Origin of the sequence: Luteibacter pinisoli, assembly GCF_006385595.1 — a bacterium.
Classification (GTDB): Bacteria; Pseudomonadota; Gammaproteobacteria; order Xanthomonadales; family Rhodanobacteraceae; genus Luteibacter; species Luteibacter pinisoli.
Map to the genome: position 1 here is coordinate 933,249 of NZ_CP041046.1, position 22,353 is coordinate 955,601.

The 22,353-nt window shown below is 64.1% G+C and carries 20 protein-coding genes; 10 read left to right on the plus strand and 10 right to left on the minus strand.

Going from position 1 to position 22,353, the window contains the following annotated elements; translation table 11 throughout:
* Positions 1–57: 57 nt before the first annotated feature.
* The gene (locus tag FIV34_RS04210; RefSeq protein WP_139979982.1) at positions 58–1,563 is read left to right on the plus strand and encodes a peptide MFS transporter; all 1,506 of its coding nucleotides are present in this window, start codon (positions 58–60) and stop codon (positions 1,561–1,563) included.
* A gap of 15 nt (positions 1,564–1,578) precedes the next feature.
* Here FIV34_RS04210 and FIV34_RS04215 read toward each other — a convergent pair whose 3' ends face one another.
* A complete protein-coding gene (locus FIV34_RS04215; RefSeq protein ID WP_139979984.1) occupies positions 1,579–2,025 on the minus strand; it encodes a MarR family winged helix-turn-helix transcriptional regulator in 447 nt (148 codons plus the stop codon).
* Between the two features lie 89 nt (positions 2,026–2,114).
* On the opposite strand from FIV34_RS04215, the gene hppD reads away from it, so the two are divergent.
* The 3 genes from hppD to FIV34_RS04230 are packed head-to-tail and all read left to right on the plus strand — an operon-like array spanning position 2,115 to position 5,537.
* Positions 2,115–3,203: a 4-hydroxyphenylpyruvate dioxygenase gene (hppD, locus tag FIV34_RS04220; RefSeq protein ID WP_139979986.1), complete on the plus strand. Its 1,089-nt coding sequence runs from the start codon at positions 2,115–2,117 to the stop codon at positions 3,201–3,203.
* A 27-nt stretch (positions 3,204–3,230) separates the two neighbouring features.
* On the plus strand, positions 3,231–4,541 hold the full coding sequence (gene hmgA / locus FIV34_RS04225; RefSeq protein WP_139979988.1) for a homogentisate 1,2-dioxygenase: 1,311 nt from the start codon (positions 3,231–3,233) through the stop codon (positions 4,539–4,541).
* Between the two features lie 15 nt (positions 4,542–4,556).
* The gene (locus FIV34_RS04230) at positions 4,557–5,537 is read left to right on the plus strand and encodes a fumarylacetoacetate hydrolase family protein (protein WP_139979990.1); all 981 of its coding nucleotides are present in this window, start codon (positions 4,557–4,559) and stop codon (positions 5,535–5,537) included.
* A 69-nt stretch (positions 5,538–5,606) separates the two neighbouring features.
* On the opposite strand, the gene gap is transcribed toward FIV34_RS04230, so the two are convergent.
* Positions 5,607–6,623: a type I glyceraldehyde-3-phosphate dehydrogenase gene (gene gap, locus FIV34_RS04235; RefSeq protein ID WP_139979992.1), complete on the minus strand. Its 1,017-nt coding sequence runs from the start codon at positions 6,621–6,623 to the stop codon at positions 5,607–5,609.
* A 220-nt stretch (positions 6,624–6,843) separates the two neighbouring features.
* Between gap and FIV34_RS04240 the strand changes: the two genes are divergently transcribed.
* The 4 genes from FIV34_RS04240 (at position 6,844) to FIV34_RS04255 (ending at position 10,883) form a co-directional block, all read left to right on the plus strand.
* Positions 6,844–7,668 carry a S1/P1 nuclease gene (locus FIV34_RS04240; RefSeq protein ID WP_139979994.1) on the plus strand — a complete coding sequence of 275 codons (825 nt, stop codon included), beginning with the start codon at positions 6,844–6,846 and terminating at the stop codon, positions 7,666–7,668.
* A gap of 44 nt (positions 7,669–7,712) precedes the next feature.
* Positions 7,713–9,182, plus strand: a complete 1,470-nt coding sequence (gene pyk, locus FIV34_RS04245; RefSeq protein WP_139979996.1) for a pyruvate kinase — start codon at positions 7,713–7,715, stop codon at positions 9,180–9,182.
* 139 nt (positions 9,183–9,321) lie between these two features.
* Positions 9,322–9,765 carry an energy transducer TonB gene (locus tag FIV34_RS04250; protein WP_139979998.1) on the plus strand — a complete coding sequence of 148 codons (444 nt, stop codon included), beginning with the start codon at positions 9,322–9,324 and terminating at the stop codon, positions 9,763–9,765.
* 89 nt (positions 9,766–9,854) lie between these two features.
* Positions 9,855–10,883 (plus strand): class I fructose-bisphosphate aldolase, encoded by a 1,029-nt coding sequence (locus FIV34_RS04255; protein WP_139980000.1) that lies wholly within the window; start codon positions 9,855–9,857, stop codon positions 10,881–10,883.
* Between the two features lie 57 nt (positions 10,884–10,940).
* On the opposite strand, the gene FIV34_RS04260 is transcribed toward FIV34_RS04255, so the two are convergent.
* Together FIV34_RS04260 and FIV34_RS04265 are read right to left on the minus strand one after the other, a co-directional pair.
* Positions 10,941–11,525 (minus strand): porin family protein, encoded by a 585-nt coding sequence (locus tag FIV34_RS04260; protein ID WP_139980002.1) that lies wholly within the window; start codon positions 11,523–11,525, stop codon positions 10,941–10,943.
* 174 nt (positions 11,526–11,699) lie between these two features.
* Entirely contained in the window at positions 11,700–12,428 is a 729-nt protein-coding gene (locus FIV34_RS04265; RefSeq protein WP_139980004.1) for a porin family protein, read from the minus strand.
* Positions 12,429–12,654: 226 nt separating this feature from the next.
* Between FIV34_RS04265 and tkt the strand changes: the two genes are divergently transcribed.
* On the plus strand, positions 12,655–14,667 hold the full coding sequence (gene tkt / locus FIV34_RS04270; RefSeq protein ID WP_139980006.1) for a transketolase: 2,013 nt from the start codon (positions 12,655–12,657) through the stop codon (positions 14,665–14,667).
* 80 nt (positions 14,668–14,747) lie between these two features.
* On the opposite strand, the gene FIV34_RS04275 is transcribed toward tkt, so the two are convergent.
* Positions 14,748–15,233 (minus strand): hypothetical protein, encoded by a 486-nt coding sequence (locus FIV34_RS04275; protein WP_139980008.1) that lies wholly within the window; start codon positions 15,231–15,233, stop codon positions 14,748–14,750.
* Positions 15,234–15,511: 278 nt separating this feature from the next.
* Here FIV34_RS04275 and FIV34_RS04280 point away from each other — a divergent pair, with 278 nt between their 5' ends.
* A complete protein-coding gene (locus FIV34_RS04280) occupies positions 15,512–17,506 on the plus strand; it encodes an acyltransferase family protein (protein ID WP_139980010.1) in 1,995 nt (664 codons plus the stop codon).
* 13 nt (positions 17,507–17,519) lie between these two features.
* Here the strand turns inward: FIV34_RS04280 and FIV34_RS04285 are convergent, their stop codons facing one another.
* The 5 genes from FIV34_RS04285 to FIV34_RS04305 all read right to left on the minus strand — a co-directional run bounded on the left by FIV34_RS04285 (position 17,520) and on the right by FIV34_RS04305 (position 22,344).
* The gene (locus tag FIV34_RS04285) at positions 17,520–18,074 is read right to left on the minus strand and encodes a hypothetical protein (RefSeq protein ID WP_139980013.1); all 555 of its coding nucleotides are present in this window, start codon (positions 18,072–18,074) and stop codon (positions 17,520–17,522) included.
* Positions 18,075–18,321: 247 nt separating this feature from the next.
* Complete coding sequence (locus FIV34_RS04290; RefSeq protein WP_170207513.1) at positions 18,322–18,852, minus strand: hypothetical protein; 531 nt, start codon at positions 18,850–18,852, stop codon at positions 18,322–18,324.
* Positions 18,853–19,277: 425 nt separating this feature from the next.
* The gene (locus FIV34_RS04295; RefSeq protein WP_139980016.1) at positions 19,278–20,483 is read right to left on the minus strand and encodes a glycosyltransferase family protein; all 1,206 of its coding nucleotides are present in this window, start codon (positions 20,481–20,483) and stop codon (positions 19,278–19,280) included.
* A 62-nt stretch (positions 20,484–20,545) separates the two neighbouring features.
* Complete coding sequence (locus FIV34_RS04300; protein ID WP_139980018.1) at positions 20,546–21,178, minus strand: HAD hydrolase-like protein; 633 nt, start codon at positions 21,176–21,178, stop codon at positions 20,546–20,548.
* Entirely contained in the window at positions 21,178–22,344 is a 1,167-nt protein-coding gene (locus FIV34_RS04305; protein WP_425462917.1) for a phosphoglycerate kinase, read from the minus strand. Before FIV34_RS04305 ends, FIV34_RS04300 begins: the two co-directional genes overlap by 1 nt.
* Between the last annotated feature and the right edge of the window lie 9 nt (positions 22,345–22,353).

Genomic DNA, 22,353 nt, shown 5'->3' on the forward strand with positions numbered 1-22,353 from the left:
TGACGTGTAGGGCCGGTCCGGCTAAACACGCTCATCGATTCACCGCCAAGGGAAGCCATGACTCCGACCGCCCCCAGCCAGGCACGGCCCGTGCCCGATTACGCACAGATCATGGGCCACCCGCGTCCGTTGTGGATGTTGTTCATGACGGAATTCTGGGAGCGCTTCGCCTTCTACGGCATGCGCTGGGCGCTGGCGCTATACATCGTGGCGGAGTTCTTCAACGGCGACGCCTCGGGGCAGGGCTACGCCAGCCGCACCTACGGTGCCTACCTCGCACTGGTCTACGCCTCGGCGATCTTCGGCGGCTACGTGGCCGATCGCGTGCTGGGCTACCAGCGCTCCATCCTGGTCGGCGCCGCGGTGATGGGCCTGGGCCTGTTCATGGTGATGGTGCCGCAACAGGATGTGTTCCTGGCGGGCCTGGCGACCGTCATTGTCGGCAACGGCCTGTTCAAGCCCAACATCTCCTCGCTGGTGGGGCAGATCTACCCGGTAGGCGATGAGCGCCGCGACCGCGGGTTCACCCTGTTCTACATGGGCATCAACCTGGGTGGCTTCCTCGCCCCGCTGGTCACCGGCTGGATCGCCTCGGTGATGACCGACACGCCGTTGCAGCAGAACTACCGCGCCGTCTTCGCTTCCACGGGCGTCGGCATGGTCATCTGCTTCATCTGGTTCCTTATCGGCCGCAAGCAGCTCAAGGGGGTTGGCGTGCCGCCGCCCGAGCGTCACGAAGGGAAGAGCCTGCTCGCGGTGATCATCGGCATCGTCGTCGCCGTGCCGCTGGTCTACCTGCTCATGGCCAAGGCGGGGGCTATCTTCATTGCCTGGCTGCTGGGCGCCCTGTTCGTCGGCGTGGCGGCCATGCTGGTGATCGAGGCCATGCGCCACGACACGATCCAGATCCACCGCGTCATCGCGATGCTGGTGCTGTTCGCGTTCAACGTGCTGTTCTGGATGTTCTTCGAGCAGGCCGGCAGCTCGTTCAACTTCCTGGCGCAGAACCTCGTCGATCGCGTGATGTTCCACTGGGAGTTCCCGGTCGGCTGGTTCCAGTCGGTGAACTCCGCGGCCATCCTCGTCTTCGCGCCGCCCGTGGCCATCGTCTGGGCGTGGCTGGCCTCGCGCCGCATCGAGCCGTCGATTCCGCGCAAGTTCGGCCTGGGCCTGATCTTCAACGCCCTTGGCTTCCTGGTGCTGATGTACGCGCTGAAGAGCCTGGTGGACGGCCGTGGCCTCATCCCGTTCTGGCCGCTGGCGGCCTGCTACGTGGCGCAGACCATCGGTGAGCTGTGCCTATCGCCGATCGGCCTGTCGATGGTGACCAAGCTGGCGCCGCTGCGCGTGGTCGGCCTGGCCATGGGCGGCTGGTTCCTCTCCACCGCCATCGGCAACAACCTGTCTGGCCTGCTGGCCGGCCACATCAGCGGCGAGAGCGGCATGACGGTGGCATCGGCGCTATCCGGCTTCAGCTTCAGCTTCGAGCTGCTGATCGGCGCCGGCATCGTGCTGTTCCTGATCGCCCCGCTGATCAACAAGCTGATGCACGGGATCAAATAATCCCCGGGTCCTCGACTAGCTCAGGAGCTTGTCGAGGATCCTGCCCAGCCAGAGCTTTTCGTCGTCGGAGAGTTTCTCCAGCAGCTCGCGCTCGTGCTCGCGGGCCATCGGGGCCACCTCGTCGTGGATAGCCCAGCCGGCCTCGGAGAGCTTGAGCACCGAGCGGCGCTTGTCGCCGTCGTAGGTGTCGCGGTCCACCCGGCCGGCCTCGACCAGCCGCGCCACGGCGCGGCTCACCGCCACCTTATCCATGCGGGTGCGCTCCACCACCTGGGTGGCCGAACTGGCCGGGAACCGGGCCAGCACCGTCATCACGCGCCATTCCGTCATGCTGAGCTGGAATCGGCTCTGGTACTCGTCGGCGATGCCCTGGCTGACGGTATTGGAGAGGATCGACAGCCGGTACGGCAGGAAGTGCTCGAGCTCCAGCGGGGCATGGGCGGGAAGGGGTACATGGGTCATGCTGCGCCGGTCCTTGCAAATGGTTACAAGTGAAACTATAAGGTTGCGGTAGACGGCGCAAGCCGACCCCGTAGCCAGGAGTATCGCTTATGAGCGCCCAGCCCAATATCGGTATGGAAGTCACCACCTTCGAAAACCCCCAGGGTGTCGATGGCTTCGAGTTCGTCGAGTTCGCCGCGCCGGACGCGGCACTGCTGCACAACCTGTTCCCCCGCCTCGGTTTTACCGCCGTGGCGAAGCACAAGGCCAAGGCCATCACCCTGTATCGCCAGGGTGACTGCAACTTCCTCGTCAACGAGGAGCCGAACTCCTTTGCGGCGGATTTCGCGGCGGCGCACGGCCCGAGCGCCTGCGGCTTCGCCATCCGCTTCACCCGCCCCGCGACCGACGTGCAGGCCACCGCGCTGTCGAACGGCGCGGAGAAGGTGACGCACAAGGCCGACACGCTGGCGCTGGACGTCCCGACCATCCAGGGCATCGGTGGCTGCGCGCTGTACCTGATCGACACCTACGGCGCCAAGGGCGACGTGTTCGACGCCGAGTTCGAGTGGCTGCCGGGCGTGGATCGTCACCCGAAGGGTTTTGGCCTGACCTTCATCGACCACCTGACCCACAACCTGCACTTCGGCAACATGCAGAAGTGGTCGGACTACTACGAGCGCCTGTTCAACTTCCGCGAAATCCGCTACTTCGACATCAAGGGCGCGAAGACCGGCCTGGTGTCCAAGGCGATGACCGCGCCGGACGGCATGGTCCGCATTCCGCTGAATGAATCGTCGGATGAGAAGTCGCAGATCAACGAATACATCCGCGAATACAACGGCGAAGGCATCCAGCACATCGCGCTGTTCACCGACAACATCTACGAGTCGGTGGAAGCCATGCGCGCTAAGGAAGTGGCCTTCCTGGAAACGCCGGATACGTACTACGAAGTGATCGACATCCGCGTGCCGGACCACGGCGAAGACCTTGCCCGCCTGCAGGCGAACAAGCTGCTGATCGACGCGGACGATGAGACCAAGAAGAAGCTGCTGCTGCAGATCTTCACGCAGAACAACATCGGCCCCATCTTCTTCGAGATCATCCAGCGCAAGGGCAACGAAGGTTTCGGCAACGGCAACTTCAAGGCGCTGTTCGAGTCGATCGAGCGCGACCAGATGCGCCGTGGCGTCCTCTGACGGGTAAGCATCGATCAAGGACCAGCGATGAGCCACACTGACGACACCCACGGTTATCAGACCGGTTTCGCCAACGAGTTCGCCACGGAAGCTGTGCCCGGCGTCCTGCCCACCGGGCAGAACTCGCCTCAGCGCGTCGGCAAGGGGCTTTACGCCGAGCAGCTCTCCGGTAGCGCGTTCACCGCACCGCGCCACCGCAACCTGCGCAGCTGGCTGTATCGCATTCGTCCGGCGGCGCAGCACTCGCCGTTCCACGAGCTGGCGCACGCGACGTTCCACAATCGTTTCAGCGAAGGCCCGGCCACGCCGAACCAGATGCGCTGGGATCCGCTTCCGATGCCGGCCGCGGGCACCGACTTCCTCGATGGCCTGTTCACCATGGGTGGCAACGGCGGGGCGGCGGAGCAGGGCGGGGTGGGTATCCACCAGTACCTGGCCAACCGCTCGATGGAAGGCCGTTACTTCTACAACGCCGACGGCGAGCTGCTGATCGTGCCGCAGCAGGGCCGCCTGCGCATCCGCACGGAGCTGGGCGTGCTCGACGTGGAGCCGCTGGAGATCGCGCTGGTGCCGCGAGGCATCCGCTTCCTGGTGGAACTGCCCGATGGCGAGGCACGCGGCTACGTGGCCGAGAATTTCGGCGCGCCGCTGCACCTGCCGGACCTTGGCCCCATCGGCGCCAATGGCCTGGCCCTGCCGCGTGATTTCCTCACACCCGTGGCGGCCTACGAAGACGTCGATGGCGATTTCGCCCTCGTCGCCAAGTTCCAGGGCACGCTGTGGCAAGCCGACATCGACCATTCGCCGCTGGACGTGGTGGCTTGGCACGGCAACTACGCGCCCTACAAGTACGACCTGCGCCGCTTCAACACCATCGGGTCCATCGCGGTGGACCATCCGGATCCGTCGATCTTTACCGTGCTGACCTCCGCCAGCGATACGCCGGGCGTGGCCAACATGGATTTCGTCATCTTCCCGCCGCGCTGGCTGGTGGCCGAGCACACGTTCCGCCCCCCGTATTTCCACCGCAACGTGGCCAGCGAGTTCATGGGCCTGATCACCGGCGCGTACGACGCGAAGGCCGGTGGTTTCGTGCCGGGCGGCTCCAGCCTGCACAACTGCATGAGCGGCCACGGCCCGGATAACGCCAGCTTCGAGAAGGCCTCCAGCGCCGACGTGACCAAACCGGACCACATCACCGGCACGATGGCCTTCATGTTTGAGACGCGCAAGGTCATCCGCCCGAGCCAGCAGGCGCTATCCTCCCCGGCGCTGCAGGGCAATTACTACGAATGCTGGCGCGGGCTGAAGAAGCACTTCGACCCGAACGCCAGCTGATATCGAAGGACACGCATGAAACTCGCTTCGCTGAAGGAAGGCGGCCGCGACGGCACCCTCGTGGTCGTCAGCCGCGATCTGTCCCGCGCCGTCAAGGCCACCGGCATCGCCGCCACGATGCAGGCCGCCCTGGATGACTGGCACGTTGTCGCGCCGCGCCTGAACGCGCTGGCCGAAGACCTCGCCGCTGGCAAGGCCGATGGCGCGTTCGCGCTGGAGATGGCCGCCCTGGCCGCACCGCTGCCGCGCGCGTACGAATTCGTCGACGGCAGCGCCTACCTGCCGCACGTGGAGCGCGTGCGTCGTGCCCGCGGCGCCGAAGTGCCGGCATCGTTCTACAGCGACCCCCTCATGTACCAGGCCACCAGCGCGGGCTTCCTCGGCCCACGCGAGCCGGTGGTGGTGCCGAGCGAGGAGTACGGCATCGACCTGGAAGCCGAGGTGGTGGTCATCACCGACGACGTGCCGATGGCATCGGACGCCAGCGTCGCCTCCGGCCACATCCAGCTTGTCGGCCTGGTCAACGATGTCTCGCTGCGGGGCCTGATCCCGGCCGAGCTGGCCAAGGGCTTTGGCTTCCTGCAGTCCAAGCCGCGCTCCGCGCTGTCGCCGGTGTTCGTGACGCCGGATGAACTGGACGGCGCATGGTACGACAACAAGCTGCACCTGCCCATGCGTACGTGGATCAACGGCCAGTGGTTCGGTGAAGCCGAATGCGGCGTGGACATGCAGTTCAGCTTTGCGCAGCTGGTGGCGCACGCGGCGAAAACGCGCCCGCTCACCGCCGGCACGATCATCGGCTCCGGCACCATCGCCAACGAGGACACGGGCAAGGGTGCGTCGTGCCTGGCCGAGCAGCGCACGGTGGAAACCCTGCGCGACGGCAAGCCGGCCACGCCCTTCCTGAAGTTCGGTGACCGCATCCGCATCGACGTCACCGACAAGGCCGGCGCCTCGATCTTCGGCTCGATCGAGCAGACCATCCAGAAAGCCTGACGTAACGCAGGCAAGAAAAAGGCCCGCGTCGTGAGACGCGGGCCTTTTTTTGTCACGCCTCGCCGCGGATTACTTCGCAGCCATCAGCGCCTTGGCCATGTCGAGCATGCGGTTCGAGAAGCCCCACTCGTTGTCGTACCACGAGAGGACCTTCACCAGGTTGCCGCCCATGACGCGGGTCTGCGTCGCGTCGTAGATCGACGAGTGCGGGTTGTGGTTGAAGTCGATCGACACCAGCGGCTTGGTGTTGACGCCGAGGATGCCCTTCAGCTTGCCGTTGGCCGCTTCGTTGATCGCGGCGTCGATCTCTTCCTTGGTCGTCTCGCGCGCGGCGGTGAAGACCAGGTCGACCACGGACACGTTGATGGTCGGCACGCGCATCGCGAAGCCGTCCAGCTTGCCGTTGAGTTCCGGCAGCACCAGGCCCACCGCGGCGGCAGCGCCGGTCTTGGTCGGGATCTGGCTGTGCGTGGCGCTACGGGCGCGGCGCAGGTCCGAATGGTAGACGTCCGTCAGCACCTGGTCGTTGGTGTAGGCGTGGATCGTCGTCATCAGGCCATGGACGATACCGATCTTGTCGTGCAGCACCTTGGCCAGCGGGGCCAGGCAGTTGGTGGTGCACGAGGCATTGGAGATGACTTCGAGGCCGGCATGCAGCTTGTCGTCGTTCACGCCGATGACGAAGGTGCCGTCCACGTCCTTGTCGCCCGGGGCCGAGATGATCACCTTCTTGGCGCCGGCGGCGATGTGCGCGCTGGCCTTGGCCTTGGAGGTGAAGAAGCCGGTGCACTCAAGCACCACGTCCACGTCCAGTTCGCCCCAGGGCAGCTTCGACGGGTCGCGCTCGGCGCAGACCTTGATGCGGTCGCCGTTGACGATGAGGTCGCCAGCATCCACCGAGACCTCGCCCGGGAAGCGGCCGTGGGCCGTGTCGTACTGGGTCAGGTGCGCGTTGGTCTCGGCATCGCCGAGATCGTTGACGGCGACGATCTGGATGTCCTGGCCATTCTTCTTCGACTCGTACAGCGAACGCAGGACATTGCGACCGATGCGGCCGTAACCGTTGATGGCGACCTTGATGGTCATTGCAAACCTCCGGGTAAAAGGGCGGGTGGAGCAGGGACGGAAAACGCAAACCCGGATCATAACGGATCACCGGAGGGGGCCGCTCGATCCTGCGGCGCCGTGCCTCGTCCGCTTCAGGCAAGGGCCAGCCGTGCTGCACCGCCGCGATTTTGTCATTCGTGCCTCAGCCCGGCTGTGGCACACTTCGCCCTTCGCCCGCGACGGAAACGTTTACTGTCCCATGAAGACGCCCCATAAGCGCCGCACCATCGCCATTCTCCTGGCCCTGACCCTTCCCGTCGTCGCCGGCACTGCCGCCGCCTGGGGCGATATTGGCCACCGCATCGTCGCCGAGCTGGCCTGGCGCCAGCTGGATCCCTCGGCCAGGGCCGAGGTGGAGCGCCTGCTCAAGGCCGACGGGGATGACTCCCTGCCCGACGTCGCCAGCTGGCCGGACCGCCTGCGCGACAACCCGGAGACCCGCGACCTGGGCAAGGCCACCGGCCCCCTGCATTACGCCGACTTCCACGACCCGAAGTGCCATTACAACCCGCCGGTGGACTGCGCCGACGGCAAGTGCGTGGTGGGCGGGCTTGAGAAGTACGTCGCCATCCTGGGCGACCGCCACAAGTCCGACGCCGAGCGCGCCGAGGCCCTGAAGTTCGTGGTCCACTTCGTCGGCGACGTGCACCAGCCCCTGCATGCGGGCAACCGCGATGACAAGGGCGGCAACGAGTACCAGGTGCAGTTCGACGGCAAGGGCACCAACCTGCACAGCGTGTGGGATTCGAAGCTGCTGTACACCCGCGACCTCAAGTGGGACGCCTACGCCGACCGCCTGGCCGCCCAGGGCCCGGTGACGCTGCCGCGCGCCATCCCGCCGCTGGACAACGCGTACGCCCAGTGGGCGGAAGAATCCTGCCAGGTGGTCGCCACGCCGGGCTTCTACCCCGACAGCCACAAGATCGACGACGCCTACGTGGCGAAGAACCTCCCGGTGGCCGAGCTGCGCCTGCGTGAAGCCGGCAAGCGCCTGGCCGACCTGCTGAACAAGACGCTGGACTGACCGGCTCGCACCCCATTCAAGAAACCCAGAGAAGGTAAGAAAAGATGACCGAAATCCAGGTACGCCGCACCAAGATCGTCGCCACCCTCGGCCCGGCCACCGATGTGCCCGGCATGCTCGAGAAGATCCTGGAGGAGGGCGTGGATATCGTTCGCCTGAATCTTTCCCACGGCACGCCGGACGACCATCGCGCCCGCGCCAATGCGGTGCGCGCCGCCGCCGACGCGGTGGGCCGCGAAGTCGGCATCCTCGCCGACCTGCAGGGCCCGAAGATCCGCATCGAGAAGTTCATCGACGGCCCGATCGACCTGATGCCCGGTGACAGCTTCGTCCTTGACTGTCGCCCGGATGCACCGGCCGGCGACCAGACCCGCGTCGGCGTCAGCTACTACGACCTGCCGCGCGACGTCGTCGCGGGCGACGTCCTGCTGCTGGATGACGGCCTCGTCGCATTGAACGTCATCGACGTCGTCGGCAGCGAGATCCACACCCGCGTCGCCATCGGCGGCCGCCTGTCCAACCGCAAGGGCCTCAACCGCCAGGGCGGTGGCCTCAGCGTCTCCGCGCTGTCGGACAAGGATCGCAACGACATCAAGCTGGCCGCCGAAATGGGCGCCGACTTCCTCGCCGTGTCCTTCGTCCGCTCGGCGGCCGACCTGCACGAGGCCCGCCGCCTCCTGCGCGAAGCCGGTGGCGATGCCGCCATCGTCTCGAAGATCGAGCGCGCCGACGCCATCCCCGTGCTTGGCGAAATCATCGACGCCTCCGACGTGGTGATGGTGGCGCGCGGCGACCTCGGCGTGGAAATCGGCGATGCCGAGCTCCCGGGCCTGCAGAAGAAGATCATCCGTGAATCGGTGATGCGTAACCGCTCGGTGATTACCGCCACGCAGATGCTGCAGTCGATGGTGCGTGCGCCGATCCCGACCCGCGCCGAAGTGCTGGACGTGGCCAACGCCGTCATCGACGGTACCGATGCCGTCATGCTCTCGGAAGAGAGCGCGGCCGGTGCCCACCCGGACAAGGCCGTGGCGGCCATGCGTCGTATCTGCCTCGGTGCCGAGCGCCAGTTCGAGCCGCGCGACGACCTGCGCCCGAGCGTCCAGTCGCTGGACCGCTCCGACCAGGCCATCGCCCTGGCCGCCATGCAGCTCGCCTCGCAGGTGGGCGTGCGCGCCATCGTCTCGCTGACCGAGTCCGGTGCTACCGCCCAGTGGCTGTCGCGCTACCGTTTCGCCGTGCCCATCTACGCGATGTCGCCGTCGGACGTGGCCCGCCGCCGCATGCTGATGCTCCGCGACGTGCAGCCGGTGGCCTTCGAAACCGGCAAGCTCGACCCGGCCCACACGGCCCGTGCCGCGCTCCAGCACCTGTTCTCGCTGGGCAAGCTGGGCAAGGGCGACCGCGTGATCCTGACCCACGGTGACCACATTGGCAGCCACGGCGGTACCAACACGCTGAAGCTGCTGGTCATCGGCGACGACGGCATCGCGGACAGCCTGCGCGACCTCTAAGCCGACCTTCGGCATAGGACGACGCCAGAGGGCGGGTTTCCCAGGGAACCCGCCCTCTGGCGTTTGACGGCAGGATTCCACACGCCCTGAATGCCAGAGGGAGGTAAACTCTCAGCCCTGGCAAACCACCGAGGGCGTCATGATCCGCACATTCCTCCCCGCCGGCGCTATCGCCGCCGCCGTCCTCCTGCTTGCCGCCGGCCCCGCCGCGGCGCAGAACACCCGCCGCGTCTCCCCGGATCGCCTTCCGGCGTACTGGACCCTGACCAATACCCAGGTCAACGCCGACGTGCCGAACACCGGCAAGAACCTCGACCAGCCCGGTTGCGTCGCCGTCACCTACCTCATCGGCTCCAACGGCTTGCCGCAGAACGTCACCGCGGCGAAGACCATCCCGGCCGGTGACCTGGCCCAGGTGGGCGTGAGCGCCGTGAAGGATTTCCGCTACGCCCCGTCCGGCGTAAACCGCACGGCCGAGCCGGTCGCCACCTACTACGTGGTGGGCTTCAACGTCCCCGAAGACCCCGCCCGCAAGGCCGCGCTGTACAAGCAGTGCGAGCTCCCGGGTTACCCGTCCGCCTGATCGCCTGACCGCGCCGCACAACGGCATTCGCGGGGTATGCCCCTATACTCCGCCGGTTTTTTGCATACCCCCACTTCCACGGAGTTGTCATGAGCATCGAAAACCTCGAAGAAATCGCGCAGGCGATGGTCGCCCCCGGCAAAGGCATCATTGCCGTCGACGAGTCGGCATCGACCATCAAGAAGCGCATCGAGGCCGTTGGCCTGGAGAACACCGAGGAGAACCGCCGCAAGTACCGTCAGTTGCTGCTGACCGCGCCGGGCCTGGGCCAGTACATCTCCGGCGCCATCCTCTTTGACGAAACCATCCGCCAGAAGACCGACGATGGCCGCAGCATGGTCGAAGCCATGAATGCCGCGGGCATCATCCCGGGCATCAAGGTGGACAAGGGCACGCACCCGCTCGCCGGCTTCCCGGATGAAGTGGTGACCGAAGGCCTCGACGGCCTGCGCGAGCGCCTGCAGGAATATGCCAAGCTGGGCGCCAAGTTCGCCAAGTGGCGCGCCGTGATCAAGATCACCGACGACACGCCGACCTCGGCCGCCGTCGAAGCCAACACCCATGCGCTGGCCCGTTATGCGGCGCTCTGCCAGGAAGCCGGCCTGGTGCCGATGGTCGAGCCGGAAATCCTGATGGACGATCCGTCCAGCGTGCAGGACCTGGACACCAGCTTCGCCGTGCACAAAGAAGTGCTGCAGAGCCTGTTCGCCCAGCTCGAGCTCAACAACGTCGAACTGCGCGCCCTGATCCTGAAGGTCAGCATGGTGATCCCGGGCAAGTTCGCGCCGAAAGAAGACCAGGCTGACGCCGAAGACATCGCCAATGCGACGGTTTCGGTGTTCCAGTACGCGGTGCCGGCCGCCGTGGCAGGCATCGTGTTCCTCTCGGGTGGCCAGTCCGACCTGCAGGCCACCCAGCACCTGAACGAGATCAACAAGCTCGGCCTCGATCATCCGCACCCGTGGCCGATCAGCTTCTCGTACGGTCGTGCACTGGTGTCGAAGGCCCTGGAAACCTGGGCCAAGGATCCGAAGGCCAACTACGAAGCCGCCCAGAAGACCGTGGTCGAGCGTGCGAAGGAAAACAGCGACGCCGCCCGCGGCGTCTGGAAGAAGTAATCCACAAAAAAACCGGGCGCCTTGCGGCGCCCGGTTTTTTTGTGCCTGTCACGTTGCTTAGAAGCGGTATTCCAGCGACACCGACGTCATGTTCGTCGTCAGGTCGAGGTTGTCCTTCTTCGCATCGTAATGGTCGTAGTTCAGGCCGAGGCTCCAGTTGTTGCTGAAGTCGTAGCCCACGCCGACGCCGGCGTACCAGCTGGTCTTGTCGAGGTTACGGCGCACGAGGTCGTCGTTGCTGGTGCCGTGGCCCTTCCACGCGTACAGGCCGGTGCGCGCGCTGATGTACCACTGCGGATCAATGTTGAACTTGCCATTGATGCCAGCGGTCCAGCCATGCAGCTCCGACTTGCGGCGATCCACCACGCGATCGTTGTTGAAGAAATTCTTAGCGTGGATGTTGCCCAGGTCGTTGTAGCCCACTTCCGCACCGATGGCCGCCCACGGGGTCACGCCCCAGCGATAGCCGCCATTGAGCGCATAACCCGTGTCGTGGCCGTTATAGCGGTCCTTGTCGACCGAGGTGCGGCCCACGTTGCCATTGACGAACCAGCCAGCGGCCGGGTTCACGTCCTGCGCGAAGGCGGGGGCGGCAACGGCGCCAGCAGCAACCAGGGCGAGGGCGATAAGGGTCTTCTTCATGGTGGAACTCTCCTGCTTTTTCTTTTTGTGCCGCACGGCGGGGATGTCGTGCGTCGAACACTGAGATGAGGCGGTAGCGGGTAGATTCAATACCGCTTAGTTCAGTATTAAGCCGATGTTAAGCCGCGGCAGACCGGCTGCCGCGGCTCAGGCGTTTCAGATCAAGGGCTTAGCTTAGAAGCGGTACTCGCCGGTCACCGAAGCGATACCGGTGGAGCGTTTCAGGCCCACCTGGGTTTCGCCGGTGGCGTTGTCGCGGATCTTGCCGGCGTTGGCATGGAAGTAGTCGTAGGCGACGCCGACACCGAAGTGTTCGTTGACGTCCCAACCCGTACCCAGGCCTGCGTAGAAGCTGCCACGGTTGCCGCGGCCGCCGTTGGAGAAGCCGAGATCCTGGCCCACCGAGTTGTTGTAATTGTTGTTGTTGTCGTTGGCGCGGAAGTAACCGCCGTGCATGCTGATGTACCACTGCGGCACGAGGTTGATCTTGCCGTTCACGCCAACCATCCAGCCACGAAGGGCGTTGTGAGTGCTCTTCTGGTCCACATCCTGGCCGGATTCGAAGACGTTCTTGACGCGGTAGTTGCCGAGGTCGGTGTAGCCGGCTTCAAGGCCGAGGCCCAGGTCCGGGCCTACCTTCCAGCGATAACCGCCGAGGAGGCCATAGCCCGTGCGACGGCCCTTTTCGCCGTGCAGGAAGTCGAAGCCGTCGGTGTTGCTGCCGAAGCCGCCGGTGTCGCTGCCGTTGGTACGGCCGACATTGGCGCCAATGAACCAGTTACCGCTACCGACGGCCTGGCTCGGCTGGTAGTTGCCAGAAATGGCCTGGTTGTCCTGTGCAAAGGCCGGAATAGCCGAAAGCGAGACGCAAGAAACCGCAAGGGCAAGAGCTGCCTTTTTCATGGGGATGTTCCTCTTATTTTGGGGCAGGCCACCCGCCATGGGGGAGGGGGAGTGCGTGTGGCCTGGTATGGATTAGAGCGGTGCGTACATGAAGGAATTCAAAAACCGGCTCAAAAAGATTAAGCCGAGGTTAACTTCCCGGCTGCGGCATGAACGTCCACGACAACGTGATACGCAATCAGCGACAATGAACGCTTTCACACGCCTTCTGAACTGGAGAACGCCGATGACGACACGCCGCGAACGCGCCAATGCGATCCGCGCCCTGGCCATGGATGCTGTGCAAGCTGCCAATTCGGGCCACCCGGGCATGCCCATGGGCATGGCCGATATCGCGGAGGTGCTGTGGGGTGATTTCCTGCACCACAACCCGACGAACCCGCATTGGCCCAACCGCGACCGGTTCATCCTCTCCAACGGCCACGGCTCGATGCTGCAGTACGCGCTGCTGCACCTCACCGGCTATGCGCTGCCGATCGAGGACATCAAGAACTTCCGCCAGCTCGACCATCACACGGCGGGCCATCCGGAGTTCGGCCACACGCCGGGCGTCGAGACCACCACCGGCCCGCTGGGCCAGGGCCTCGCCAACGCCGTCGGTTTCGCCATCGCCGAGAAGGTGCTCGCCGAGCGCTTCAACCGCCCGGGCCACGACGTGGTCGACCACCACACCTACGTCTTCGTCGGCGACGGCTGCCTCATGGAAGGCATCTCGCATGAAGTGTCCTCGCTCGCCGGTACGCTGAAGCTCGGCAAGCTCGTCGCCATCTACGACGACAACGGCATTTCCATCGACGGCGAAGTGCACGACTGGTTCACCGACAACACCGCCGAGCGCTTCCGCGCCTACGGCTGGAACGTCGTGGTCGGCGCTGACGACAAGCCGGTCGACGGCCATGATCCGGAGGCCATCAAGGCCGCGATCAACGCCGCCATCTCGCAGAGCGAAAAGCCGAGCCTGGTGATCTGCAAGACCGTCATCGGCTTCGGTTCGCCGAACAAGGAAGGCAAGGAAGAATCCCACGGCGCCGCCCTCGGCGTTGAGGAAGTGAAGCTCACCCGCGAGCGTCTTGGCTGGAACTACCCCGCCTTCGTCATCCCCGAAGAGATCTACAGCTCGTGGAACGCGAAGGACGACGGCGCCAGGAACGAGAAGGCCTGGAACGAGAAGTTCGACGCCTACGCCGCCGCCCACCCGGAACTCGCTGCCGAACTGAAGCGTCGCCTCTCCGGCGAGCTGCCGAAGAACTGGAAGGATGGCGCCGCGGCGTTCATCAACAAGCTGCAGGCCGATGGCCCGGTGGTCGCCTCGCGCAAGGCATCGCAGATGTCGCTGGATGCGTTCGGCCCGCTGCTGCCGGAACTGATCGGCGGCTCCGCTGACCTGGCGCCGTCCAACCTGACCATCTGGAAGGGTTCGAAGAACATTTCCACCGGTGGCGCGGAAGGCAACTACATCCATTACGGCGTGCGCGAGTTCGGCATGTCGGCCATCTCCAACGGTATCGCGCTGCACGGCGGTTTCGTGCCGTACGACGCGACCTTCCTGGTGTTCTCCGACTACGCCCGCAACGCGGTGCGCATGTCGTGCCTCATCCCGGCCCACGCGATCCACGTGTACACGCACGATTCGATCGGCCTGGGTGAAGACGGCCCGACGCATCAGCCGATCGAGCACCTCGGTTCGCTGCGCCTGATCCCGAACAACCGCGTGTGGCGCCCGGCCGATGCCGTGGAATCCGCCGTGTCGTGGAAGAAGGCCATCGAGCGCACGGGCAACCCGTCGTGCCTGATCTTCTCGCGCCAGAACCTCAAGCATAATCCGCGCACGGAAGAGCAGGTGGCGAACATCGAGAAGGGCGGCTACGTCCTGTTCGAGCCGGCCGAGAAGTTCAAGGCCATCATCATCTCCACCGGTTCGGAAGTGGGCATGGCCGTGGATGCCGCGAAGTCGCTGGGTGACCAGGGCATTCCGGTCCGCGTCGTCTCGATGCCCTGCACGGAAGAGTTCGACGCACAGCCGGTGGAATACCGCGAAGGCGTCCTGCCGTCGTGGTGCCGCGCCCGCGTCGCGGTGGAAGCCGCTTCGGTGGACTTCTGGTACAAGTACACCGGCCTCGACGGCAAGGTCATCGGCATGACGACCTTCGGCGCCTCGGCCCCGATCGACAAGCTGTATGAGCACTTCGGCATCACCACCACGGCGGTGATTGATGCGGTGAAGGGTGTGATCAAGTAAGCCAGAAGGCCCCCGAAAGGGGGCCTTCTTACATTACACGGTGTCGTTAGATCGGCCGCAACTGACGCTTCGATCGGCGCTCAGTAGGGCAGGAAGCTGGTGCGTGGCGTGTTCCACTCCATTTTCCCCCCGGCCGCACCAAGGCTGGCCGCTTCGGTAGCTTGCAGATACTTCGTTCGATTTTTCTTCGTTGGTTTCATCACAAACACGCGACCAGCAGGATCGACGCCAAAGACGCGGTCGGGTCCCCATGTGCCGGTCGACCACACGGGCTGACTCTGCGCGTTGTAGATGACAAAGTTGCCGTCGGTTTGCATCGATGCGATCACAGCGCCGGACCCTCGTGTGTTCGTCGCCCAGCTGATACGACCGTCATTTCGAACGAGCATCAGCCGGCCATCGTCGGTCAACGTCACAAAATGCAGGTTTCGATCAGTGTAAAGGCGTTGGTTAACGCTGATCGACTGGCCGGCGCGTAGTAACTCGGCATGCGCCACGTCGCCGTGAGCAAGCCCGGCGAGTGTAACGGCGCTGGCGAGCCCCGCCTTCAAATACGTTCTAGTCATAGTCGTCTCGTGTAAACACCATTCGTGGTGTCAACCAAAGGTATGTGCTCTCGTTCGGAGTCGATATCAGACTTGATGGCGATCTTAGTCAGGGTCCAGCGACGTATGTCGTGGGCAACCTGCCTGTCGGTGTAGGGCTTCCCTCACGGGCAAACATCAGCGCGACGAGGGAGAAACCGCACGTGACTTTCAGACTTCACTGATAGCGATCGGTACGAGCGCGTTGATAGTCTCATCGGCTTTCGACGGGATGACGAAAGAACGTGCTAAACGAACGGATGGATCGCATTGCCGCTATCGACGGTTTGCGTGGGCTGGCGGTGCTTGCGGTCGTGTGGTATCACCTTTCGCCTACAAGCTTGCCCGGAGGTTTTTCCGGCGTTGACGTCTTCCTAGTCGTATCTGGCTTCGTCGTCAGCGCGTCGGTATGTCGTCATGGCTTGGTCGAAGGCTGGGTGTGGGCGTTCTTTGCCCGCCGCGTGCGCAGGCTTCTTCCTGCGCTTGTCGTATGCCTGATCGCCACAGGTGTGGCGTGCATGCTTTGGGTGCCAGAGGCATGGCTAAGCGATCGCAACCACAAAACGGGTCGTATGGCGTTTTACGGTGCCAGTAACTGGCTTATGGCGTCGCGAGGCGATGACTATTTTTCGCCGTCCAACGACTTCAATCCGTACGTACACACGTGGTCCCTTGGTCTCGAGGAGCAGTTTTACCTTCTATTTCCCTTCGCGATTGCCGGCTGGCTGAAGGGTGGAGAATGGAGAACCGTGTCATTCCTGATTTGCTCAGGGATGCTGGTGACGTCACTTGCCTTTGGCCTGCTGCCGACGTCCGACGACTTTCGCGTTGCATTCCATCTAGTACCTGCTCGCGCCTGGGAATTTCTGACAGGCGTGGTCACGTGGCAAATTCTACAGAAGGGGCGACCCGCGCAGAGTAAGAAGGCTCTTCTGGTGCTCGGGACGTCGGGACTTATCGGTGTTCTCTATTCGTTGGGCTCTGCTTCGCCGCAACAGTTTCCGGTACCTGGCGCGATTCCGGCGGTGCTGGGAACGGGATGCCTGCTCTTCTCTTTGGCGCACCACGAACGGACGAGGCTTTCGTCGCTGCTGAGCTGGCTTCCTCTGGCGTCTGCCGGTCGCATGTCGTATTCGCTCTACTTGTGGCATTGGCCTGTATTCGTCCTATTTCGTTGGACGGTTGGCCTCGATGGCCCGATGCAGCGGGTCGCGGCGTTGGTTGTCGCGTCTGGGGTTGCCTATGCGTCCTGGCGATACATCGAGTCCCATGGCCTGCGCGCAACACGAGAGTGGCGCCCTTCCTTTGTTGTTGGTTCCGGCATAGCCACCATGGTAGTGGGCGCAGTTTTGCTTGACGCCATTCATCATCAGACGGGCCGCTGGTCTCGATCAACCGTCATGCGGCACGCGGAGGATTGGTTTCCGAAGACGAAGCCAGGTTCGTATCTCACATGTGGACGCGTAGATCGCGCCAACGCAGAGGTCGGTTCCGGTTGGGTTAAGACGATCAGCCGCAAAGGATGTCCTTCCGTTTCGAAGGCGCCTCGTGTCTTCGCCATAGGAGATTCTCATGCACTGGCGCTCGGACCGATGTATGCAGCTTACGTCGCAACGACTGGCGCTCCCGTCTTTCTCTACAACAATGGCGGTTGCCCGGTTCTGAGTCTGCAACTGGAACGGGAGTCGTCCGAGCACTGTAAGCGAAGCTTTCAGGCCGCAAGAAAGCACATGATGGCCGCGCTGCAGCCCGGTGATGTGGTGTTCCTTCCATCGCTACGCTTGGAGCGTCGGGTCGACCAGTGGGGCGGCAGTGTCGCGCCCAGGCATGCTATTCCAAGTGGTCTAGCTGAAGCTCGCAACATCCTTGGGGAGCTTCGGACGGTCGGCGCACATGTGGTCGTCTTAGCACCTAACCTCCTTTTAAATGTTCCGCTATTTCGCTGTGCGGACGGGTGGACTCAGTGGCAAGCTGTTTGTCGTCCAGGACATTTGGTTGAAAGGGCAGAGTTTGAGGCCCGGCGGCGGCCCGTTATGCTCGCGCTGGCGGACCTCGCGAAGGAACCTGATGTCCGTCTGTTTGATCCTCTTCCGATCCTTTGCCCTGAGGATGAGGTCGTTTGCTCCGGGTATCGGGGTGGCCGTCCTCTATTTTTTGATGCTGATCATCTAAGTGCCTATGGGAGCGAACTTTTGTTCCCTGCTTTCATGGATTTGGTTGTCAGCAGGCCATGGAAGGACGTCGGTGGCGACTGAAGATGTGACTCAGCTACGGGCGCGCCCTGCGACGCGTACGCTCCGATCGTGCCCTCTGCTCGGCTGCCTGAGCTTCCGCCTCCCGTTGTTGCTGCACCATCACCTTGAGTGTCGGTGACTGCCATTCCAGCCTCGCGCGCCGAGCCAACATCGCTTCGACGTGAGGCTCCGCTGCCTTGTCGCGAGGCTTCCACTTGCGGGCATTTATTACCATGGCCGTTCCACCGACGCCGACGCCAAACACACGATGGCGTCCGCGAGTTGGGGTTTGCCATACGGTCCGGCCCGTGTTGGTGGTGAGTACGAACTTGCCGTTCCGTTGCATAGTGGCTTTTACCGCGCCCCTGCCGTGCGTTCCGGTGGACCAGATGCGCCTTCCGTCTTTGTGCAGGATGACAAGGTCGCCATCCGGCTCGAGCGTGGCGTAGTAGTCTTTCGTACTGGCATATAGGCGCTCCCCTGTGAGCATCGAGCGACCGGGGCCAAGCACTTCCGCAGTCGTGGTGCCGCTGGCGAGAGCAAGGCCTGCGGCGAGGAACGCGCATTTCATACGTTGCTTTACTTTCATGAGTTGGGATTCGTCCTTGGCACAGGTCAGCGAATGACCAAGTTGACGTAAGTTCGAGGCGTGGTTAGTCAATCCGGAGTTATCCACATGCTTATGCAGCGTGTATCCACATACCCTGTGGATACTCGCGGACGCGGTGGTCAGTGAATGACCACGGTGAGCTAAGTGGTTGGCGTGAAAGTGCGAAGGGGAGTTATCCACACGCTTATGCAGCGTGTATCCACATTCGGTGTGGATAACGCGGTGGCTAGTGGCCCGTCCGTTGGCGACGGAGGCGTTTGCTCTTGGCCGCCTTCGCAGCGTCTTTCGCCCCTGCCTGTCCACGGCGTATGGCCGGGCTGTCGAACGCGGTCGACTGCCAGTCGAGTTTGCCGCGCCGCATCAGGATCTCGTCGACGAAGGGCTCCGCTTTCTTGTCGCGCGGTTTCCATTTACGCGCGTTGATCACCATCGCCGTGCCCCAGCTGCCGATGCCGAACAGGCGATGGCGTCCGCGGGTGGGTGTCGACCAGACGCGCTGGCCTGCCGCGTTGACGAGGGTGAACTTGCCATCGCGCTGCATGGTTGCCCTGACGGCGCCTGAGCCACGCGTCCCAGTGGACCACCCGCGCGTGCCGTTACTGCGATAGATCACGAAGTCGCCATCCGCATCAAGCGAGGCGTAGTAGTCGTGTGTCACCGAGTACAGCCGCTGGCCGACTTCCAGCGAGTACCCTGGACCGAGCACCTCGGCGGTGGCACTCCCACTGGCGAGACCCATCCCTGCGGCGATCAACACGCACGCCATCCTTTGACCTGTTTTCATGCACGTACCTCTTCCCTGGCACCGGATTGGTGGAGGGGAAGCGTATGCGTCCGTCGCTGAGGCTGTCAGAGGGTGTTGCGGACGATCCGTGTCGGCACCAGGCCAAAGATCGCGTAGGGCATTCCTTGCCGGAGCGTCGGCGACGGGCTGGTCAGTGAGTGACCAGCGTGACGTAAGTACATGGTGTGGCTGACCGAATGGGAGTTATCCACACCCTTATGCAGTACGTATCCACACGGCGTGTGGATAATCGGCGCGTTGCCGCGTCGAGGACGTCTCACGCGAACGGCCGATACTTACCTTGCCTTCGTTCGGGCTGCGCCCGACGGGTGCAGGCGCCTGGCCACGGGTAGGCTGGGTAAGTGCCTTCTGGGCGATTGCCTGTTTGCAGCGACGTACTAGGCGCCCGCGATATCGATGCCAGCGGCAAACAGGACGCACATCAATGTGAGCACGACAGACGAAAGCGCCAGCAGGCTCTGCCCGACGCGCGGGCTCCTTTCAGACCAGGCGGCAAAGGAAACGAAGAGGCCTGGCGCCACGCCCAGGTAGCGCGTCATCGAAGTCAGCGTGCCCGTGCATAGCGGCGCGAGCATCGTCAATGCTGTGAATAGCGCGATGTCGCGCCAGCCTCGCTTCCAGCAGGCCACTACGCTAGCGATGCCTGCTACCACGGAAAGGAAGTTAATCAGTCGCGGATTCCACGATACGGCGATCTTGGCCGGATGCCCGATGTAATCCGCGATGGCAGCCCACGGCGCAGCGAGTCCCCGTCCCCACGCCACCTGAATGTCCTTGAAGGCAAGCGCATTGCCGGTGATCGACCAAAGGTAAACGGCATACAGCGCGGTACCTGCAACCGCCACGGCTATCCACGGGAGGTGGTGTTTCCGACGATCGCTGCCGATCCATGCCGCCAGCAGCGACGGGATCAGGAACAGTCCATTGAAACGCGTGGCGGACGCAAGGGCGCCGGCGATCCCGGCGGCGGGAAAGGCACCCCGCCGCGCTGCAAGAAGCGAGAGGCACGCGAGGGTGAAGAACAGCGCCTCGGTGTGCGGAAGCGACATGAAATAGCTGGCGGGCCAGAGGCACGCGAAGACAACGCTGGCATCGGCCGTCTCACGCTTGCCGGTGAGATCGTAGGCGAGTCGCCAAAGGACACACAATCCGATGAGCATCAGCACATTGGCAAGTAGCACACCCGACCATATCCATTCATCGGTGATGGTCGCTACGGCGCGCCACAAAAGCGGATGAAGCGGGAAGAACGCCCAATTCGCCTGATGCGACGTATCGAACGGGCGCTTTTCGTAGCCGTCGTGGGCAATGGTGTAGTACCAGGCCGAGTCATTACCGATGGCGACCGCGCTCACGCCTTTCGCCAAGGTTGCTTTAGACAGGCGGATGGCGGTGCCGTCGTCGCTATTCCACTGACTGACCGATACGGCAGTCATGGCCGGCGTCACGCCGAAAATAAACAGAATAACGAGGCGAGTTAGCAGGAAGGGCACCAGTACCCGCCTGAAGGCAGCAATCGTCGCCGCGGGCCACGCGCGCGGCGGCGCAACCGGGATGGTTTTCTCCGCGGCAACCGAATTCATGTCCTGAGCCCCCGACAAACAGGGGCGCAGGATACTACGCGGGCAGGGCCGGTCCTACCGTTTCAAGCCAGCGACAGGATATCGGTGGGCTTGGCAGCGATGGCCCATGCACCCGCCGTCTCGAGCTCTTCGCGATCGCCAAAGCCCCAGAGCACGCCAATGCCGCGCACGCTGTTCGCCACGGCGCCTTCCATATCGTAACGGCGGTCGCCGATCATGAAGGTATCCGCTGGGTCGTGCCCGAAGTCGGCAACGGCCGCCGCCACCATTTCCGCTTTCTCGCTGCGCGCGCTGCTCGGGTCGGGCGCGTACAGCCGCTCGAACGTCGGGCCGAAGGGCAGGTGGTTGAGGATGCGCTCGGCGTGCTCGCGCGTCTTGCTGGTCACCACGGCGAGGCGATGGCCGCGGGCGGCGAGGGCGGCGATGAGCTCGGGGATGCCGTCGTACACGCGGTGCTCGGACCAGCCCACGTCGTGGAAGCGATCCGTGTAGGCAGCGACGGCCGCCTCAACGCGCTCGGCGTTGCCGTCCAGTACGCCGCCGAAGCTCACGCGCAGCGGCGGCCCGATCCACGAGCGCATCGTGGCGTCATCGGGTGCTTCCGCGCCGACCGCCGCCATGGAATGGCGGATGCCGGCGAAGATGCCCACTTCAGAATCGATCAGCGTGCCGTCAAGGTCGAAGAGAAACAACATTACTTCGCGTCCGCCCGTGCCTTGAGGGCCGCCACGGCGGGGAGTTCCTTGCCTTCGAGGAATTCGAGGAAGGCGCCGCCACCGGTGGAGATGTAGGACACGCCGTCCTCGATGCCGTACTTGTCGACGGCGGCCAGGGTGTCGCCACCACCGGCAATCGAGAACGCCTTCGAGGCGGCGATCGCGCGGGCGAGGGTCTCGGTGCCCTTGCCGAACGCGTCGAACTCGAACACGCCGACCGGGCCGTTCCACACCACCGTGCCGGCCTTCTCGATCAGCTCGGCGTAGCGCTTCGCGGTCTCGGGGCCGATGTCCAGGATCATCTCGTCGTCCGCGACGTCACCGACCGCCTTCACCGTGGCCTTGGCCGTGGCAGAGAATTCGGTGGCCACGACGACATCCGTCGGAACCGGGACTTCGGCGCCGCGCGCCTTGGCGTCGGCCATGATCTTCTTCGCGGTATCCAGCAGGTCGGCTTCGACCAGCGACTTGCCGACCTTATGGCCCTCGGCGAGGATGAAGGTGTTGGCGATGCCGCCACCCACGATCAGCTGCTCGACGCGGCCCACCAGGTTCTGCAGCAGCTCCAGCTTGGTCGAGACCTTGGAGCCGGCCACGATCGCGAGCAGCGGCTTGGCCGGATGCTCAAGCGCCTTGCCCAGTGCGTCCAGTTCCTTCGCCAGCAGCGGACCCGCGGCGGCCACCGGCGCGAAGCGGATCACGCCGTGGGTGGAGGCCTGCGCGCGGTGGGCGGTACCGAAGGCATCCATGACGAAGACGTCGCAGAGCGCGGCGTACTTCTTCGACAGCGCCTCGTCGTCCTTGCCCTCGCCGACGTTCATGCGGCAGTTTTCGAGCACCACCACTTCGCCGTCGGCCACGTCCACGCCATCCAGGTAATCGCGGACCAGGCGCACGTCCTTGCCCAGCTTCTGGCCAAGCCATTCGGCCACCGGCTTCAGCGAGGAGGCTTCATCGAACTCGCCTTCCTTCGGGCGGCCCAGGTGAGAGATGACCATGACCTTTGCGCCGGCGTCGCGGGCGGCGACGATCGTGGGCAGGGAGGCGTCGAGGCGCTGGGTGGAGGTGATCTTGCCGTTCTCGACCGGTACGTTCAGGTCTTCGCGGATCAGCACGCGCTTGCCGCGCAGGTCGAGGTCTTGCATGCGGATAAC

Bases quoted from the DNA above. Each gene is read 5' to 3' on its own strand.
- FIV34_RS04210 (WP_139979982.1), top strand. From the start codon at position 58: ATGACTCCGACCGCCCCCAGCCAGGCACGGCCCGTGCCCGATTACGCA.
- FIV34_RS04215 (WP_139979984.1), bottom strand. From the start codon at position 2,025: ATGACCCATGTACCCCTTCCCGCCCATGCCCCGCTGGAGCTCGAGCAC.
- hppD (WP_139979986.1), top strand. From the start codon at position 2,115: ATGAGCGCCCAGCCCAATATCGGTATGGAAGTCACCACCTTCGAAAAC.
- hmgA (WP_139979988.1), top strand. From the start codon at position 3,231: ATGAGCCACACTGACGACACCCACGGTTATCAGACCGGTTTCGCCAAC.
- FIV34_RS04230 (WP_139979990.1), top strand. From the start codon at position 4,557: ATGAAACTCGCTTCGCTGAAGGAAGGCGGCCGCGACGGCACCCTCGTG.
- gap (WP_139979992.1), bottom strand. From the start codon at position 6,623: ATGACCATCAAGGTCGCCATCAACGGTTACGGCCGCATCGGTCGCAAT.
- FIV34_RS04240 (WP_139979994.1), top strand. From the start codon at position 6,844: ATGAAGACGCCCCATAAGCGCCGCACCATCGCCATTCTCCTGGCCCTG.
- pyk (WP_139979996.1), top strand. From the start codon at position 7,713: ATGACCGAAATCCAGGTACGCCGCACCAAGATCGTCGCCACCCTCGGC.
- FIV34_RS04250 (WP_139979998.1), top strand. From the start codon at position 9,322: ATGATCCGCACATTCCTCCCCGCCGGCGCTATCGCCGCCGCCGTCCTC.
- FIV34_RS04255 (WP_139980000.1), top strand. From the start codon at position 9,855: ATGAGCATCGAAAACCTCGAAGAAATCGCGCAGGCGATGGTCGCCCCC.
- FIV34_RS04260 (WP_139980002.1), bottom strand. From the start codon at position 11,525: ATGAAGAAGACCCTTATCGCCCTCGCCCTGGTTGCTGCTGGCGCCGTT.
- FIV34_RS04265 (WP_139980004.1), bottom strand. From the start codon at position 12,428: ATGAAAAAGGCAGCTCTTGCCCTTGCGGTTTCTTGCGTCTCGCTTTCG.
- tkt (WP_139980006.1), top strand. From the start codon at position 12,655: ATGACGACACGCCGCGAACGCGCCAATGCGATCCGCGCCCTGGCCATG.
- FIV34_RS04275 (WP_139980008.1), bottom strand. From the start codon at position 15,233: ATGACTAGAACGTATTTGAAGGCGGGGCTCGCCAGCGCCGTTACACTC.
- FIV34_RS04280 (WP_139980010.1), top strand. From the start codon at position 15,512: ATGGATCGCATTGCCGCTATCGACGGTTTGCGTGGGCTGGCGGTGCTT.
- FIV34_RS04285 (WP_139980013.1), bottom strand. From the start codon at position 18,074: ATGAAAGTAAAGCAACGTATGAAATGCGCGTTCCTCGCCGCAGGCCTT.
- FIV34_RS04295 (WP_139980016.1), bottom strand. From the start codon at position 20,483: ATGAATTCGGTTGCCGCGGAGAAAACCATCCCGGTTGCGCCGCCGCGC.
- FIV34_RS04300 (WP_139980018.1), bottom strand. From the start codon at position 21,178: ATGTTGTTTCTCTTCGACCTTGACGGCACGCTGATCGATTCTGAAGTG.
- FIV34_RS04305 (WP_425462917.1), bottom strand. From the start codon at position 22,344: ATGCAAGACCTCGACCTGCGCGGCAAGCGCGTGCTGATCCGCGAAGAC.